We start from the raw sequence: 15856 nt of genomic DNA, 5'->3' as shown, positions 1-15856 counted from the left end.
GCTTCGAGGCTCCGGCATGCCGACCGACACCCTCATCATGATACCCGGCGCCTTGTTGAGCGCAGCCGTCCTGCCCGGCACCTTCGAACTCGCCATGTTGACGCTCGGCGGCGCGATGCCTCCCCGAAAAACCGTGGCCGGCAGCGGCACCGCTCCTATCCGCTTCTGCATCGTGATCCCGGCGCACGACGAGGCCGAAGGCATCGAGGCCTGCCTGCGCGGCATCCAGGGGGCCGAAGTGGGCCTTCACACCGTAACGGTCGTCGTCGTCGCCGACAACTGCGGCGACGACACCGCCGCGCGCGCCGAGGCCGCCGGTGCACGGGTGCTGGTCCGTGACGACCCGGAACGGCGCGGCAAGGGCTATGCGCTGGACCATGCCTTCTCGATCCTGCTGAAGGAGGATCACGAGGTTTTCGTCGTGGTGGACGCCGACACGCGGGTCGAAGCGAACTTCCTCACCGAACTCGCGGCGCGGTTCCAGGCCGGCGCCGACGCAGTGCAGGCCCGTTACTGCGTGTCCAACCCTGAACAATCGATCCGGGCCCGCCTGATGCACGTGGCCTGGCTGGCGTTCAACGTGCTGCGTCCGCGCGGGCGGGAATATTGGGGCTGGTCCGCCGGAATCCTCGGCAGCGGCTTCGGGCTGCATCGCAGGACTTTGGAAAGCGTCCCCTTCGACGCCGGCTCCATCGCCGAGGACCTGGAATACCACATTCGCCTGGTGCAAGCGGGCAAGCGCGTCCGCTTCTGCGACGGCACGACGGTGTGGTCGCCAGTCCCGGCCACCGGTGCGGTGGCTTCCAGCCAGCGCGCCCGTTGGGAGGGCGGGCGGTTCCGGATGATGCGGGAACAAATCCCTCCACTTGTCCGGCAGGTGGCGGGAGGCCACTGGCCGCTGCTGGAGCCACTGCTGGACCTGCTGCTGCTGCCTTTGGCCTTTCACATGATTTTGCTGGCCCTGTTGCTGGCCTGGCCCTGGGGACCGGGGAGGATACTCGCCGCGTCCGGCATGGCCGTCGTCGGTTTGCACGTCGCCGCCGCCCTGGCCGTAGGACGCGCCGGCTGGCGGGACTGGGCGGCGTTGGCCACGGCGCCTTTCTATATCGTCTGGAAGCTCACGCTGGGCAAACGTATGCTCTCATCCGCAAGTCGGGAAGCCGCCTGGGTACGCACCGAAAGGACCAAATCCGATGACTCCGCCTGACATTTCGGTTCTGATCGTATCGTTCAACACCCGCGATCTGCTGCGCCAGTGTCTGTCCAGCCTGCGCGAACAGGCGGGACGGGCTGGCATCGAAACCATCGTGGTGGACAACGCGTCCCGTGACGGATCGGCCGACATGGCCGCCGCCGAGTTTCCGGAAGTCCGGCTGATCCGAAGTCCCGTGAACCTCGGGTTCGGCAACGCCAACAACCGCGCGTTCGAAGAAGCCAGCGGACGCTACCTGGTCTTGCTGAATTCCGATGCCTATCTCGCGCCCGGCGTTCTCGACGCCGCCTTGGAACGCATGGATTCCTCGCCGGATGTCGGCATGGCCGGCGGTCGCCTGATCGGCACGGACGGCGGCTGGCAGCCTTCCGCCCGCATGTTCCCCTCTTTGCTGAACGAGTTCATCATCCTGAGCGGTCTCGCGTACCGCTACCCGAAATCCCGGCTGTTCGGGCGTTTCGACCGTACCTGGGCCGACCCGGCCGAGGAAGCCGAAGTGGACTGGGTGCCGGGGGCCTTCGCGATTTTGCGGCGCGACCTGATCGACCGTATCGGCTTTTTCGATCCCCGTTTCTTCCTGTACTACGAGGAAGTCGACCTGTGCCGGCGGATCAGGGAGGCCGGCTGCAGGATCATGTACTGGCCGGTGCTCGTGATCACCCATCTCGGCGGCGAGTCGGCCAAGACACTGAGCGAAATGGATTTCTCCTCCCATGCTTCCCAACTCACGCTATGGCGGATGCGGAGCCAGGCGCTGTATTACCGCAAATGGCACGGCTTTGCCGGCGCCTGGAGCGCCAAGGTGCTCGAGCAGGCTTGGCACGCACTTCGAGCCTTCCGAAACCGCAAATCCATCCCTGCCAAGGCGCGCGAATCCGAGGGACTGATCCGCCTGTGGAACCAGGCTTGGAAAGAAACCGAAGGCGGCACGGTCTCGCCGCCGCAACCGTGGTGATCCGCATGTTCGAGCATATTCGGGAAGACTGGAAAAACTACGACGGCGACCTGACCCGGCAAGGGCTCTGGGTCATGCTGGTCTACCGGTTCGGACGCTGGCGCTACCGGGTTGGACCGCGCTGGCTGAGGCTGCCACTCTCGTTCCTCTACAAGATATTGAAATTGCTGTCGCAGATACTCACCGGCATCGACCTTCCCTGCGAAGCGCAGGTCGGACGGCGCTTCACTATCGAGCACTTCGGCGACGTGATCGTCAGTGGCGATGCCGTGATCGGCGACGACGTGACGATCCGCAACGGGGTGACCATCGGCCTGAAACGTACCAACGATCCCGGTTCCCCCGTGATCGGCGACCGGGTCGATATCGGGGCGGGTGCCAAGGTGCTGGGACCGATCCGGATCGGCAACGACGTCGTCATCGGCGCCAACGCGGTGGTCATCACCGACGTACCGCCGAACAGCCTCGCGGTCGGCGTTCCGGCGCGCATCAAGCCACGGACGAACGCCGGCACCGGACGCTGACATGGGCCACCCCACCCCCATCCCCGGCCCCCTGGGAAAACGCTCACACTGGCACTGGCGTTTGTGGCTGCTGCCGCTGCTGACCCTGGGGGCCAGTCTGCTGCCACGGATCGTCGATTTCAGCCTAGCCGGAGCGCTGCTGATTCTGCTTGCACCGCTGCTTTTGGTCCGCGCCCTCGTCGCCAAACTGCGCGCGGGTCGCGTCTTCGCCGCCACGGAGCAGGTGGGCCGTTTCCAGACGCCGTTCCGGCGGCTCGCCTTCGCCGACGACGCTCCAGGCCGCTCGCTCCCGGTCCTGCTGAACATATTCTGGGGAGACATGGCATTCGCCGGACCGCGCCCCCTGAGTCTCGACGAGGCCGCGGCGGTACCTGCGGACCAGGGCATCCGTTTCAGCCTCCGGCCCGGTGTTTTTTCACCCTACGCGTTGCGCTCCAAGGTCGGGATCGCCTATGAGGGCGAAGCGGATCTGGACCGCGAGTTTTATTACACCGAAACGGCGGCGGGCAATCTCGGCCTGGTCCTGCGCACCGGCGTCGGCGGATTGCTCGCCGGTGATGCCGTGCGGCCGATGCCGGAGCATCTGGAGTTCTTCGGCGTTACGATCGCCAACACCACGATGGGCGAGGCGATCGACTGGATCATCCGCCGCGTCCGCGAAGACCGTCCGGCGACGATCGCCTTCGTCAACCCGGATTGCCTGAACATCGCCCATGGCGATCCGGAATACCGCGCCGTCCTGGGCAAGGTCGAACGCGTATTGCCGGACGGCATCGGCATCCGTTTCGGCTGCCGGATTCTGGGCATCAGCCTGCGCGCCAACGTCAACGGCACCGACATGTTTCCCCGTCTGTGCGAACGCTGCGCGGACGAAAACCTGTCGCTGTTCCTGCTGGGCGCCCGGCCGGGCGTGGCCCGGCAGGCAGCCGACAACATGCTTCAGCGCTATCAGGGCCTGAAGATCGCCGGTACCCGCGACGGCTATTTCGCGCCGGACGCCGAAGCGGAGGTCATCGACGCCATCAACCGGTCCGGGGCGGACATCCTGCTGGTCGCCCTCGGCGTCCCCAAACAGGAGCTTTGGCTTTGGAAACACCGCTCCCGGCTCAAGCCGCGCGTCGCGATGGGCGTGGGCGGGCTGTTCGATTTTTACTCCGGCCGGATCCCGAGAGCTCCGCTTTGGCTGCGGGAAGTCGGGCTGGAATGGATCTGGCGGCTGCTGCAGGAGCCGGGACGAATGTGGCGGCGCTACATCATCGGCAATCCCCTTTTTCTCTATCGCGTGTGGCGGCAGAAAATTGGAAAACTCGTCAACTGAAAGGAAATATGGGCTGGCGGTGATTCTGGCAGGAGCGATGTTGCTGCGCGTCGTGCTGGCGGCCTCCTTCAAGGGCCACCCCATCGACGTCGGCACCTTCAGCGCCTGGGCCGGCCACGCGGCGGAAGGACTGCTTTCGTTCTACAGTCCGGGCTATTTCGCGGACTACCCGCCGGGCTACATCTACGTGTTATGGCTGATCGGCAAATTGCGGGCGCTGTTGCAGACAGGCTTCGACACCCCCGAATTTCTGGTGATGCTAAAGTTCCCGGCGATCGCAGCGGATCTCGCGACGATCTGGGTGATCCACCGCCTAGCGACCGCACAAAACTTCGGCTCCACCCAGGCGCTCACTCTCGCTGCGCTTTATGCCTTCAATCCCGCCGTCATCGCCGACTCGGCGGCTTGGGGGCAGGTCGATTCCGTGCTTACGCTGTTCGTCCTGCTCGGCGTGCTGTGGCTGGAACGCCGCCCTGCCGCATCGGGTGCGGCTTTCGCGGCGGCGCTGCTGGTGAAGCCGCAGGCGTTGATCTTTGCTCCCGTCCCCTTGCTGTGGTTCGGGAACCGTCTGTTCCGCCGGCACACGGCTGCCGAACTGAGCCTTTTCCTGCCGTCCGCGATCCTGGTGTTCGCCATCGGAGTCCTGCCATTCGCCGCGGTACACGGGCCGGCCTGGGTCGTCGAGAAATATGCGTCAACCCTGGCCTCCTATCCCTACGCCAGCCTGAATGCCGCCAACGTCTTTGCACTCATCGGCGGCAATGGCGCCGACGCGGCTCAGGCGGTGCTGTTCCTGAGTTTCAAAAACTGGGGTACGGTCTTTCTTTTCATCATCGTCGCCTGGGCGGTACGGCTGGCCTGGCGTGGACTGGCCCCTTCGGACTGCGTTTACCTGGCGGCTTTCCTGCCGGTTTCCGTCTACCTCTGGTCGATCAAGATGCACGAGCGCTACCTTTTCCCCGCTCTCGCCATGCTGCTCGCTTATCACATCCTCAGCCGGGACCGGCGGGCGTTATGGCTGTTCCTCGGCTTCAGCGCGACGCTGTGCATCACCATGGCGCAAGTGCTGTATCTGGGCATGCGCGAAACCTGGTACATCCCCCGTTTCGACCCGACCTTCCTTGCTGTCTCGGCGGCCAATCTGCTGCTCTGGTCGCTATTGGCATGGACCGGCTGGCGAACGCAACGGCAATGAAGAAGTCAGACCAGCCCGAGGAAACCCGCATGCGCGTGATCGTCCTGGCCGACCGCATCGGCCGCGAGCTCCTGCCCTTGACCGACCGCACCTGCGTCGCTCTGCTGCCGGTGGCGGCAAAGCCTCTTGTCGACTACACCCTGGAGATGCTGGCGGCCGCCGGCAGCGGGGAAGCGACGATGGCCGTCGGCCCATTCGGCGAGCAACTCCGCGCGCATCTCGGCGACGGGCGGAATTTCGGCCTGAGTCTGGACTTCTGGCCCTCCCCCGGCGAAGTGGAAATCGCCTTGCTGCTGAGCCAATTGCCCAAGTCCCCGGATAAATCGACTCTGATCGTGCGCGGCGACATGCTGCGCTCGCCGATCCTGGACAAATTTCTCAAGGCGGCCGGCTCCAGCGAGGCGCCAGTCCTTCATGGCTGGTGCGACGGCAAGCCGGCCGGAGTGTGGCTGCTGCGCGCCAGCGCGGATGACACTCGCGGCATGGGCTGGCAAGACGTGATGTCCGGAACGGCTGTTCCTGAGGCCGCCAAGCTCCTGCTGAAGGAAGGCACCGCATGTCTGCTGGAATCGCTGCGGACGTTCCATGAGGCAAACCTCGACGCCGCGGCCGGGCGCATCCAAGGACTCGCCATTCCAGGACGGCAGTTCCAGCCGGGACTCACAGTGGGCCGAAACTCTTCGGTATCGACCGCAAACCTCGCGGGCGGCACCGCGCTGATCGGCAGCCAGTGCCGAATCCATCCGAGCGCACAGCTTCAGGGCCAGACCGTGATCTCCGACGGTGTGATCGTCGACCGCGGAGCCCGGCTGTCCAACGCCGTCGTACTGCCCCACTCCTACGTCGGCGAACTCGTGACGGTCGAGAACGGTATCGTGCGCGGGAGCGATCTGCTCCGCGTCGACACCGGTGCCCAGCTCAAGATCGTCGATGCGTTCCTGCTGGCCGACCTGGATCAAGTCTCGATCAAGCACGATTTTTCCGGCCTGTTGAACCAATTGGGCGGCTTCCTGCTTCTGGCGGCGTCGGCGCCGCTTTGGTTCCTGGCCGCGCTGGCAGCAGTGGTGACGCACCCGACCCGGCCACTGCGGTTCCGGCAGATGCGCGGCAACCGGCTGGTCCGGGACGGCACCGGCACCCTGGTGCGGGCGGACTTCACGGCCGCCGAGTGGGCAATCGGCATTCCCCTGCTGGCGAAGCTCCCCTGGCTCTTGAATGTGGCGAAGGGCGACCTGAGATTGGTCGGCGCGGAAGCCATCACACCCGAGCAGGCTGCCAGCCGTACCGCCGAGTGGGAAAAAATGGCGGACCGGGCCCCTGCCGGCCTGATCGGACCGACCCAACTGGATTTGCCGGCCTCCGCCCCGGCCGAGGAGCGGCTGATGAGCGATGCCGTGTTCGCCGCCCAGGCGGGGCCGGGCAAGACGTTTCGCGTCATCCTGCGCGGTATGCGCGCCCTGTTCAGCAGCCGCGCTTGGCATCCGGGGGATTGAGTGCGGATACTCCTCGTCGACGACGACCCCATTTCGGTACTTGCGGTCGCCGTGTACCTCCGCAAGCTCGGCTACGAGGTCACTTCGGCGCGGGACGGGCGTGAAGCCCTCGAGCAGTTCCAGTCCCAGCGTTTCGAGTTCGTCATCAGCGACTGGAACATGCCTCACCTGAACGGCGAGGAGCTGTGCCGCCGAGTGCGGTCGATGAAGCTGCCCCACTACGTCTATTTCATTCTCCTGACCGGGCGTGACGACAAGGACTCGCTGCTGCATGGCATGGAAGCCGGGGCCGACGATTTTCTGGTCAAGCCGGTCGACCGCGAGGAACTGCGGGTCCGGATCAGGGCGGGAGAGCGCATCGTCCGGTTGGAACAGCAGCTCGAAGAGCGGAGCCGCCTGCTGGAGAACGTCAACCGCGAGCTCAAACAGGCCTATCAGACCATCCGTAACGATCTGGCCACAGCCGCCGCGATCCAGAAATCGCTCTTGCCCGAACCGTGGACGCTGCCTGACCTGGAAATCCGATCCCTGTTCATCGCCAGCGATTTCCTGGCGGGAGATATGTTCGGCTACTTCCCGCTGGACGATCGCCATCTTGCCCTGTTCCAGCTCGACGTCTCCGGTCACGGCGTGTCATCGGCGCTGATTTCCGTCGCCTTGAGCAAATGCCTGGCGCAAAGCCGATCGCTCGAGGTCCAAGCAGGAACTCGCACACCATCCGGCTGCGGGAGCCCTTCGCCCAATCGCATGCTGGAAGAATTGAACCGCTTCTTCGCCGGCCAGCCCGAGTCCAACAGCTATTTCGCTACCATGATCTACGCCGTACTGGACCGGGAGACCGGCCGCCTCGAACTCGGTGCAGCCGGGCATCCGCCGCCGCTGCTGTGGAACCGAGAGAAGGGAACGATCGAGGAAAGTGCAGTTCGCGGACTGCCGCTGGGTGTAGTCGCAAACCGGCGCTATGCCTCGGAATCGCACCGGCTCGCACCGGGAGACCGGCTCTTCGTCTACTCCGACGGGATCACCGAATGCATGAGCCCGGCGGGGGAAGCTTTCGGCAGCGGACGCTTCCGCCGCCTGCTGGAAGAGACCGCCCATCTGCCGCTGGCGGAGGCGATTGGCCGGCTCGAAGAGTCGCTGTCCGCCTGGCGCGGCCAGGGCAGCTATACGGACGATATTTCGCTGGTCGCCATAGAGAGGAAGTGATTCGATGTATCAGGCCATCCGGCTCGCCATCAGCAGCGAAGCGAACAACGTCAATCTGGTGGGCGTGACGATCCGCGCCTTGTGCTTCGCCGCCGACATTTCACCGGTGGATGCCGCCCGCATCGAACTCGGCATCGTCGAAGCCTTGAACAACATCATCCTGCACGGGGGGGCCAGCGAACCGGTCACGGTGTCATGGAACCGTGCCCCCCACAGCATTTCGATCGAGATCGAGGACAGCGGCCAACCCCTCCCCCACTGGCCTCCGCGCAGCGATTTTCCGGAGCCCTTCGAAGAATCCGGCCGTGGCTGGCCCCTGATCGCCGCCTGCTTCGACAGCATCGAATATCGGGTGGAGGCATCCAGGAACACCCTGACCCTGGTGAAGGCTCAAGGGATCAAGTCCGCCTGAGCAGCCCCTCAAGCAGGGTACGGACTGCGCGCCTCTATCAGCCGCACCAGGGCGTTCAGCCGTTCGACCCGTTCCAGCCGGAATCCGGAGGCTTCCACATTCTCCACCGTGCGGCGATTGATGTGAGCGCCGACCAGGCGGGAAACCCAGGGATCGAGCAAGTCCATTACCCATCCGGCTGCTTTCCGTTCCGAACGTACGTGTTCCAGCAGGACGAGCTTGCCTCCCGGTTTCAGGGCTCGCCGCAACTCCCCGAGGCCGCGGAGCGGATCGGGCACCGAACAGAACACGAAGGTACCGACGACCGTGTCGAACTCGCCGTCGGCAAATGCCAGAGCCTGGACATTCATGAGTCTCAGATCGCTCCCGACACCGAGCCGAGCCGCGCGCTCGCGGGCCCGGCGCAGCATCCGCTCGCTGAAATCCACCGCGGTGACATGCCGCCCTGCGGGGTGGAACGCGAGGTTCTTGCCCGTCCCGACGCCGACCTCGAGCACGCGTTCGCCCTCGATCAGGCTCCAGACGCGGTGTCGCCAGGGTTTGAACCACATGGCTTCCATGGCGCCTTCGATGAAGTCGAAGAAAGGCGCGATGCGGTCGTAACGATGGCGGACCGTTTCGGTAGCGTCGGGGGACTCGCTCATGTCCGGCTCCTGGATTCAGCCTATTTGCCAAGCTGCGGATCAGGATACCCGCGCTATTCGGAAAAATCGACGTACTGGTAAATGGGGCCAACCTCGCTGCCGGCAGGCAAGGTGATCAACTGTTTGAGGAGTCCGTCCTGCAGTCCGTATACCAAGCCGTGCAGGGTCGGACCGTGCTCCCGCTTCCAGCTCTGCTGGATGATCGAGGTGTGGGCCAGATTGTAGACCTGCTCGATCACGTTCAGCTCGACCAGGCGGCCGACACGCTCCTCCTCGCTGCCCAGGGCCTCTATCTCGTCGGCATGCAGCCGGTAGACGTCCTTGATGTGTTTCAGCCATTTGTTCACGATCAGGAGCTTCGCGCTCTGCTTCTGCAGCGCGGCCCTGATGCCCCCGCAGTTGTAGTGTCCGCAGACGACGACGTCGCGGACCTTGAGGACGTCGACCGCGTACTGCAAGACGCTCAAACCGTTAAAATCGGTCGTGACCAACTGGTTGGCAATGTTTCGGTGCACGAAGATTTCACCGGGCTGGGCATGGACGATGATTTCCGCCGGCACCCGGCTGTCCGAACAACCGATCCAGAGCACGGCGGGATTCTGATCGGCCGCCAGCCGCTCGAAATAACCCGAGTCCTTCAGTGTCTGATCCTTGGCCCAGGCTTTGTTTTCCAACAGCATTCGCTCGAAAGCTTCCATGAGTCTGCTCTTTGATGTTTTGAAGGGAACGGTGAATGTTCTGCCGGCCAGGGATTCAGCCGGAAATCTTATACATGGGGGCCGCCTCGGCCTCGCCTTGCCGGCTCTCCGAGTCTCGGCCGGCATGCCCCTGCGCAGTTCTCAGATTCTTCAGATGAACCACTATACGGTCATCGCGCGCGGCCTCAACGAAGTCCTCGATGGTTTCCAGGATGTCCTGATCTACGAATTCGGCATAGGTTCCGTCGATGATCAGCTCGCTGTCGGGCTCGACCTGGTCCAATTGCTCACGCAGCAGGGCCTTGTTCAGGAACGAGACGTCCTTGCGTAGCCGCAGCAGATAATGATTGCCGTGACGGGTGAGAGAAATGGCGGCGTGGAAGTTCGCCCGGATGACGTAATACAGACCGCAGGCGACGCCGACGGCGATCCCTTTGAGCAGATCGGTGGCCAGTATTGCCATGACGGTGACCGCGAATGGGATGAACTGGGTCGCCCCCTTGCGGTACATCTGCACCACCATTGCCGGCTTGGCCAGCTTGTAGCCCGTCATCAGCAGGATTGCCGCCAGCGCCGCCAGGGGGATGTGGTTGAGATAGCGGGCGAGGAAGCCCACGCTCAACAGCAGCAGGAGGCCGTGGATGAAGCAAGCCACCTTGGTACGCCCGCCGGCGTTTATGTTTGCCGACGAGCGGACAATGACAGCTGTGATCGGCAGCCCGCCCAACAGGCCAGCCAAGAGGTTGCCGGCGCCCTGCGCCTTCAACTCCCGGTTGGTCGGCGCCACCCTCCTCAGCGGATCAAGCTTGTCGACCGCTTCCAGACTGAGCAGGGTTTCCAGACTGGCGATGACGGCGATCGTGAATGCTACTGCGTAAACCGCCGGGTCCATGATCCGGCTGAAATCCGGAAATACGAGCCGGCCGGCCAGATCCTCGAAACCCCGGATGTCCGGAAGCTGAACCATATGCTCCGGTGCGATCTCCAGCGACGACCCCGCCATCGAGAGATTGAACCCCACCGCCCAGAGTATCGCCGCCAGTGGACCTGGAATCTGCGCCAGGAGCGGGGCGGAGCGGATAAGACGGGACTCCCACAGCACCATGATGGCTATGGCGACCGCACTCACCACCGTTGCGCCCGGTGAAATCGACTCCATCGCGTGCAGCAGTTCCGAGAAAGTACCCTCCGCGTCCTGAGGCAGGTAGGTCTCCTCACCCATGATGTCCTGGCCGTAGCCGACGGCGTGGGGGAGTTGCTTGGTGATCAGAATCAGCCCGATGGCCGAGAGCATGCCTTTGATGACGGACGACGGGAAATAGGCGCCGATGGTTCCCGCCCTGAGGAAACCGAGAGCGAGCTGCATCAGCCCCGCCAGGATCAGGGCGAGCAGAAAGTGCTCGAAGCCGCCGAGCTTTTCAATGCCTTGCAGTACGATGACGGTAAGGCCCGCGGCCGGGCCCGACACGCTCAACTGGGACCCGCTGGCCCAGCTGACGACCAGCCCACCGACGATGCCTGCAACCACGCCCGAAAGCAGGGGTGCACCGGAAGCCAGCGCAATGCCCAGACAGAGCGGAAGCGCCACCAGGAAGACCACGATGCCGGCCGGGATGTCCTGCGTGAGATGTGCGAGATAGTACGCGAGATGTTTTCTGACCATGTCTGATGCTTTCCACTCGTGTGGTACAACTGGCCCGGGCATGCCGGCGGGTTCGCCGCTGAGCCCGGCCCAGTTCATTCGTTCAGGCGGAGGACACCGCAGGTCTTCCGCCAACTCGTTTGACTGTGGCTGAATTACACCATACGGATGAGGTGGATTTCAACAATCTGGTTGATATCAACCATTTCCCCGGACACCCTTTCCAGTCCCACGGGACAGGCGGCTGGAAGTATCGACTAAATCATGTATTGACAATGAATCTTATGACGCCTACCCTGGTTCATAGTTTCGTTACGAAACTACTATAACCTGCATGAAAACGCAAAGCTCCGACATGCCCGCTACGGCGAGGACACGGCTCCGCCTTCACGCAGACGAGCATACGAACGAAAGAGAGGAGAACAACAAGATGAACGAAGAGACACAGACGGGGAAAGACTATTTCTGGATATACGTCGCGCTGGCAACGGCCGCGCTGGTGGGCGTAGTCGTGATGGCGAAGCTCAGCGAAAACGAAAAATACGATCCCATCCGGGCGCAGCAGAACGAAGAAGTCGCGCGCATGAACATACGCGTTCTCAGCTGAATCCAGAACCGCATCACCGGCTTTGCCGAAAGGAGATCCCCATGATCGACACAAGCTTGAAAGTCTATTCACTTCTGCTCCTGGCGCTGGTCTCGGTGCTGCCCGGAAGCGTCTTCGCCACGGAGTACATCTATCGCGACCTGATCGGCAATACGCTCCCGCCGCAGAAATGCGCGGCGAGAACGGAAGCCGAGGCAGCTGCGTCCGAAGAATACAATCTAAAAAAGCACGCCAGGATATTCTGTGAATCCCAAGGTTATGGCTGGCACGTCGAACAGCGCAAGAGCGCGGGCAAGGTGATCTGCGAGGAATGCGGGGAAGGCGGAGGCGGAGACAGAGACCGGTTCCACTGTCATCTGGAAGACGTGGTCGTACAATGCAAGCGGATCAAACCCGGCTCTGTCGGCCTGATCCCCGGCCAGGGGTGAGCATCCCCCGCCCATTAAATAATGGAGACCATCGCCGGACGATGGCAACGGTTCCATTTCGGGAAAAACTCTGTTGCGTCGAACCGGAGCGGTACGTATACTGGCCGCCGAGCTGTAACCTGCTCTTTCTCTTGAAGACCAGACGTATAACATTATCTGGAGGACATTAAGATGCGTTGGGAAAAACCGAGCTACAACGACATGCGCTTCGGCTTCGAAGTCACCATGTACATCTACAACCGTTAATCCCAAACGGCTGTGCGAGAGCGGGGTTCGATCATTCGAGCCCCGTTTTCGTTTGCGCGGCAGCATAAACCTCTAAAAGTTTCCTTATGATCATTCGTGTGCTCGGCGCCGGCGCCGGCGGCGGATTTCCGCAGTGGAACTGCCGGTGCGACAATTGCCGGCGCTTCCGGGAAAACAAGCTCAACGCCCGAGGCCGCACCCAGTCCTCGATCGCGGTCAGCGCCGATGGCAGGCGCTGGGTGCTGTTCAACGCATCGCCGGACATCCGCAGCCAGCTCGAAGCTTTTCCGGCCAGCCATCCGCGCGAGGGTGTCCGCGACACCGGCATCCACGCCATCGTGCTGATCGACAGCCAGATCGACCACACCACGGGCCTCTTGATGCTGCGCGAATCCACCCGTCCCTTGCAAGTCTATTGCACCGAGATGGTGAAGCAGGATCTGTCCACCGGCTTTCCGTTGTTCCGGATGCTGGAGCATTATTGCGGGGTGGAGCACCATGCCGTGCCGCTGGACGGCGGCAGCTTCGCGATCCCCGGCATCGACGGCCTGAAATTCTCGACCCACTCGCTGAAAAGCAAGGCGCCGCCCTATTCGCCCCATCGCCAGGATCCGCACGACGGCGACAACATCGGCGTGATCGTCGAAAACTTGGAGAACGGCCGCAAGCTCTACTATGCGCCTGGGCTGGGGGAGATCGAACCGCACGTCCGCGCCGCCATGGAAGCGGCGGACTGCCTGCTGGTCGACGGCACCTTCTGGCGCGAGGACGAGATGCACCATGCCGGCATCTGCGACAAGCTGGCGCGGGAGATGGGCCATTTGCCGCAGTCCGGCGACGGCGGCATGCTGGAAGTCTTGAATACCTTGCCGGACGCCCGCAAGGTCTTGATCCACATCAACAACACCAACCCGATTCTGGACGAAGATTCGCTGCAGCGCCAGGCCCTGACCGAAGCCGGGGTCGAAGTCGCCTACGACGGTTTGGAAATCGTTTTGTGAGGAATCCCATGAGCCAAGATACGACCCCCTGGAGCCGCGACGAATTCGAAGCCCGGCTGCGCGCCAGGGACAAGTTCTATCACATCCATCATCCTTACCACGTGATGATGGCGAACGGCGAACTGAACCGCGAGCAGATCCAGGGCTGGGTGGCGAACCGCTTCTACTACCAGATTGCCATTCCGCGCAAGGATTCGGCCATCATGGCCAACTGTCCGGACCGCGAAACCCGCCGCAAATGGATGCAGCGCGTGATGGATCACGACGGCTACGGCGACGATCCCGGCGGCATAGAAGCCTGGATCCAGCTCGGTATCGCCTGCGGTCTGGACCGGGACGACTTGGTTTCGCTCAAGCACGTGCTGCCCGGCGTGCGTTTCGCAGTCGACGCCTATGTCAATTTCGCCCGCACCGCGACTTGGCAGGAAGCCGCCTGCTCTTCGCTGACCGAGCTGTTCGCGCCGACCATCCATAAGCAGCGCCTGGCCGGCTGGCCGGACCTGTACCCCTGGATCGCCGCCGACGGCCTGGCCTACTTCCGCAAGCGGGTGACCCAGGCCAGCCGCGACGTCGAGCACGGCATCGAGATCACCCTGGATCACTTCAAGACCCGCGAACAGCAGGAGCGGGCGCTGGAAATCCTCCAGTTCAAGCTCGACATCCTGTGGTCGATGCTGGATGCCATGTATCTGGCATACGTCGACAAGAAACCGCCCTATTTCAACATCGCCTGATCCGCATGAGCCTACAACCCGATACCCTGCTGGAAATTTCGCCCCTGCTGCGCCTGCAATGGGAGGAAGCCCAGCAGCGCCACGTCATGCTCTACCCCGAGGGCATGATCGAACTGAACGACACCGCCGCCGCGATTCTGGAACTTTGCGACGGACAAAACAATCTCACCAGCATCGTGGAGAAGCTGGAGCAAAAATACGAGGCTACCGGAATCGAAGCCGATGTGCGCGAAATGCTCGAAAGTGCCTTGAACAATGGCTGGATCAGAGAATTCGTCCCTCAGTAAACCTCGCTGGCTGCTGGCGGAGCTGACCTATTCCTGTCCGCTGCAATGCCCCTATTGCTCCAATCCACTGGACTACGCCCGCTTAGGAAATGAGCTGAGCACCGAGGAGTGGAAGCGGGTGCTGAGCGAGGCCCGCACGCTCGGCGCCGTGCAGCTCGGACTTTCCGGCGGCGAACCGCTGACCCGCCGCGACTTGGCGGAGATCGTCGCGCACGCCCGCCAGCTCGGCTATTACACCAACCTCATCACCTCCGGCTACGGCCTGGACGAAGCCCGCATCGCCGAGCTGAAATCGGCCGGCCTCGACCACATCCAGGTCAGCATCCAGTCACCGGAAAAGCTGTTGAACGATGAACTCGCCGGCACCGCCTCCTACGAGCACAAACTCGACGTCGCCCGCTGGGTGAAGAAGCACGGCTATCCGATGGTGCTGTGCGTCGTCATCCACCGCCAGAACATCCACCAGATGCGGCAGATCCTGGAGATGGCCGAGGAGCTCGGGGCGGATTACCTGGAACTGGCCAACACCCAGTATTACGGCTGGGCGCTGCTCAACCGGGACCATTTACTTCCGACCCGCGAACAGTTCGCCGAAGCCGAAACGATCGCCCAGGCCTACAAGGAGAAGGTCAAGGGGCGGATGAAGATTTACTACGTCGTCCCGGACTACTACGAAGACCGGCCCAAGGCGTGCATGAACGGCTGGGGCACCACCTTCCTCACCGTCGCGCCGGACGGCATCGCCCTGCCCTGCCACGCCGCCCGCGAACTGCCAGGGCTGAACTGCCCCAGCGTACGCGACTTCAGCGTAAGGGAAATCTGGTACGAATCGACCGCCTTCAACCGCTTCCGCGGCTACGGCTGGATGAAGGAACCCTGCCGCAGCTGTCCGGAGAAGGAAAAAGACTTCGGTGGCTGCCGCTGCCAAGCCTATCTCATGACCGGCGACATGACCGATGCCGATCCGGTCTGCAGCAAGTCTCCGCACCACCATCGTGTGGCGGAAGCCATCGCCTCGGCGCAGCAGCCTGGCGCAGACAAACCACTCGTCTTCCGCAATGTGAGGAACTCCCGCGTTTTAACGGGCTGACCTATTTTTGACGGTGACCGGCTTTGCTCATGCGGCTACGGTAGCCGGTATAAGATTGGGATGACGTCAGCCCGATCCTGCTCTCCACAGATGTCGGGTTCAGTGCATCGAGCTTATCCTGACATCGCGCAATCCCGAGAAGAAAATATGAGCCTCTAGTCGG

General features: G+C 63.0%; 18 protein-coding genes. 15 read left to right on the top strand and 3 right to left on the bottom strand.

The features are described 5' to 3' along the window. Nucleotides 1–16: 16 nt before the first annotated feature. Genes OOT43_RS01850 through OOT43_RS01815 form a run of 8 tightly spaced genes read left to right on the top strand, consistent with a single transcriptional unit; the run spans nt 17 to nt 8316 of the window. Nucleotides 17–1207, top strand: coding sequence for a glycosyltransferase family 2 protein (locus OOT43_RS01850; RefSeq protein ID WP_266022970.1), 1191 nt, complete (start codon nt 17–19; stop codon nt 1205–1207). Next, on the top strand, nt 1194–2168 hold the full coding sequence (locus OOT43_RS01845) for a glycosyltransferase family 2 protein (RefSeq protein WP_266022968.1): 975 nt from the start codon (nt 1194–1196) through the stop codon (nt 2166–2168). Before OOT43_RS01850 ends, OOT43_RS01845 begins: the two co-directional genes overlap by 14 nt. Before the next feature lie 5 nt (nt 2169–2173). Beyond that, a complete protein-coding gene (locus tag OOT43_RS01840; RefSeq protein WP_266022966.1) occupies nt 2174–2692 on the top strand; it encodes a serine O-acetyltransferase in 519 nt (172 codons plus the stop codon). A 1-nt stretch (nt 2693) separates the two neighbouring features. Then, on the top strand, nt 2694–4010 hold the full coding sequence (locus OOT43_RS01835) for a WecB/TagA/CpsF family glycosyltransferase (protein WP_266022964.1): 1317 nt from the start codon (nt 2694–2696) through the stop codon (nt 4008–4010). A gap of 37 nt (nt 4011–4047) precedes the next feature. Next, nucleotides 4048–5205 (top strand): hypothetical protein, encoded by a 1158-nt coding sequence (locus tag OOT43_RS01830; RefSeq protein ID WP_266022963.1) that lies wholly within the window; start codon nt 4048–4050, stop codon nt 5203–5205. After that, on the top strand, nt 5202–6698 hold the full coding sequence (locus OOT43_RS01825; protein WP_266022961.1) for an NDP-sugar synthase: 1497 nt from the start codon (nt 5202–5204) through the stop codon (nt 6696–6698). Before OOT43_RS01830 ends, OOT43_RS01825 begins: the two co-directional genes overlap by 4 nt. Next, entirely contained in the window at nt 6699–7904 is a 1206-nt protein-coding gene (locus OOT43_RS01820; RefSeq protein WP_266022959.1) for a PP2C family protein-serine/threonine phosphatase, read from the top strand. Nucleotides 7905–7908: 4 nt separating this feature from the next. After that, on the top strand, nt 7909–8316 hold the full coding sequence (locus tag OOT43_RS01815) for an ATP-binding protein (protein WP_266022957.1): 408 nt from the start codon (nt 7909–7911) through the stop codon (nt 8314–8316). A gap of 8 nt (nt 8317–8324) precedes the next feature. Here OOT43_RS01815 and OOT43_RS01810 read toward each other — a convergent pair whose 3' ends face one another. From OOT43_RS01810 to OOT43_RS01800, 3 genes are read right to left on the bottom strand one after another with little or no spacing between them, the layout of a single operon-like run. Further along, on the bottom strand, nt 8325–8960 hold the full coding sequence (locus tag OOT43_RS01810; RefSeq protein ID WP_266022956.1) for a class I SAM-dependent methyltransferase: 636 nt from the start codon (nt 8958–8960) through the stop codon (nt 8325–8327). A gap of 53 nt (nt 8961–9013) precedes the next feature. After that, nucleotides 9014–9658: a carbonic anhydrase gene (locus OOT43_RS01805; RefSeq protein ID WP_266022955.1), complete on the bottom strand. Its 645-nt coding sequence runs from the start codon at nt 9656–9658 to the stop codon at nt 9014–9016. Between the two features lie 55 nt (nt 9659–9713). Continuing rightward, nucleotides 9714–11321, bottom strand: a complete 1608-nt coding sequence (locus OOT43_RS01800; RefSeq protein ID WP_266022954.1) for a SulP family inorganic anion transporter — start codon at nt 11319–11321, stop codon at nt 9714–9716. Nucleotides 11322–11730: 409 nt separating this feature from the next. Here OOT43_RS01800 and OOT43_RS01795 point away from each other — a divergent pair, with 409 nt between their 5' ends. The 7 genes from OOT43_RS01795 (at nt 11731) to pqqE (ending at nt 15693) form a co-directional block, all read left to right on the top strand. After that, the gene (locus tag OOT43_RS01795) at nt 11731–11907 is read left to right on the top strand and encodes a hypothetical protein (RefSeq protein ID WP_266022953.1); all 177 of its coding nucleotides are present in this window, start codon (nt 11731–11733) and stop codon (nt 11905–11907) included. Nucleotides 11908–11948: 41 nt separating this feature from the next. Continuing rightward, nucleotides 11949–12335: a hypothetical protein gene (locus OOT43_RS01790; protein ID WP_266022952.1), complete on the top strand. Its 387-nt coding sequence runs from the start codon at nt 11949–11951 to the stop codon at nt 12333–12335. Between the two features lie 171 nt (nt 12336–12506). Next, a complete protein-coding gene (gene pqqA / locus OOT43_RS01785; RefSeq protein WP_010960722.1) occupies nt 12507–12581 on the top strand; it encodes a pyrroloquinoline quinone precursor peptide PqqA in 75 nt (24 codons plus the stop codon). Nucleotides 12582–12667: 86 nt separating this feature from the next. Further along, a complete protein-coding gene (pqqB, locus tag OOT43_RS01780) occupies nt 12668–13582 on the top strand; it encodes a pyrroloquinoline quinone biosynthesis protein PqqB (protein WP_266022951.1) in 915 nt (304 codons plus the stop codon). A gap of 8 nt (nt 13583–13590) precedes the next feature. Next, the gene (gene pqqC, locus OOT43_RS01775; protein ID WP_266022950.1) at nt 13591–14316 is read left to right on the top strand and encodes a pyrroloquinoline-quinone synthase PqqC; all 726 of its coding nucleotides are present in this window, start codon (nt 13591–13593) and stop codon (nt 14314–14316) included. 5 nt (nt 14317–14321) lie between these two features. After that, entirely contained in the window at nt 14322–14603 is a 282-nt protein-coding gene (pqqD, locus tag OOT43_RS01770; RefSeq protein ID WP_218806996.1) for a pyrroloquinoline quinone biosynthesis peptide chaperone PqqD, read from the top strand. Next, a complete protein-coding gene (gene pqqE, locus OOT43_RS01765; protein WP_266022948.1) occupies nt 14572–15693 on the top strand; it encodes a pyrroloquinoline quinone biosynthesis protein PqqE in 1122 nt (373 codons plus the stop codon). The genes pqqD and pqqE overlap by 32 nt, the downstream gene beginning before the upstream one ends. The last annotated feature ends 163 nt before the right edge of the window (nt 15694–15856 follow it).

The organism is Methylococcus mesophilus (genome assembly GCF_026247885.1).
Classification (GTDB): domain Bacteria; phylum Pseudomonadota; class Gammaproteobacteria; order Methylococcales; family Methylococcaceae; genus Methylococcus; species Methylococcus mesophilus.
The sequence above is the reverse complement of the archived record's forward strand: the minus strand, read 5'-3'. Positions and strand labels throughout refer to the sequence as shown.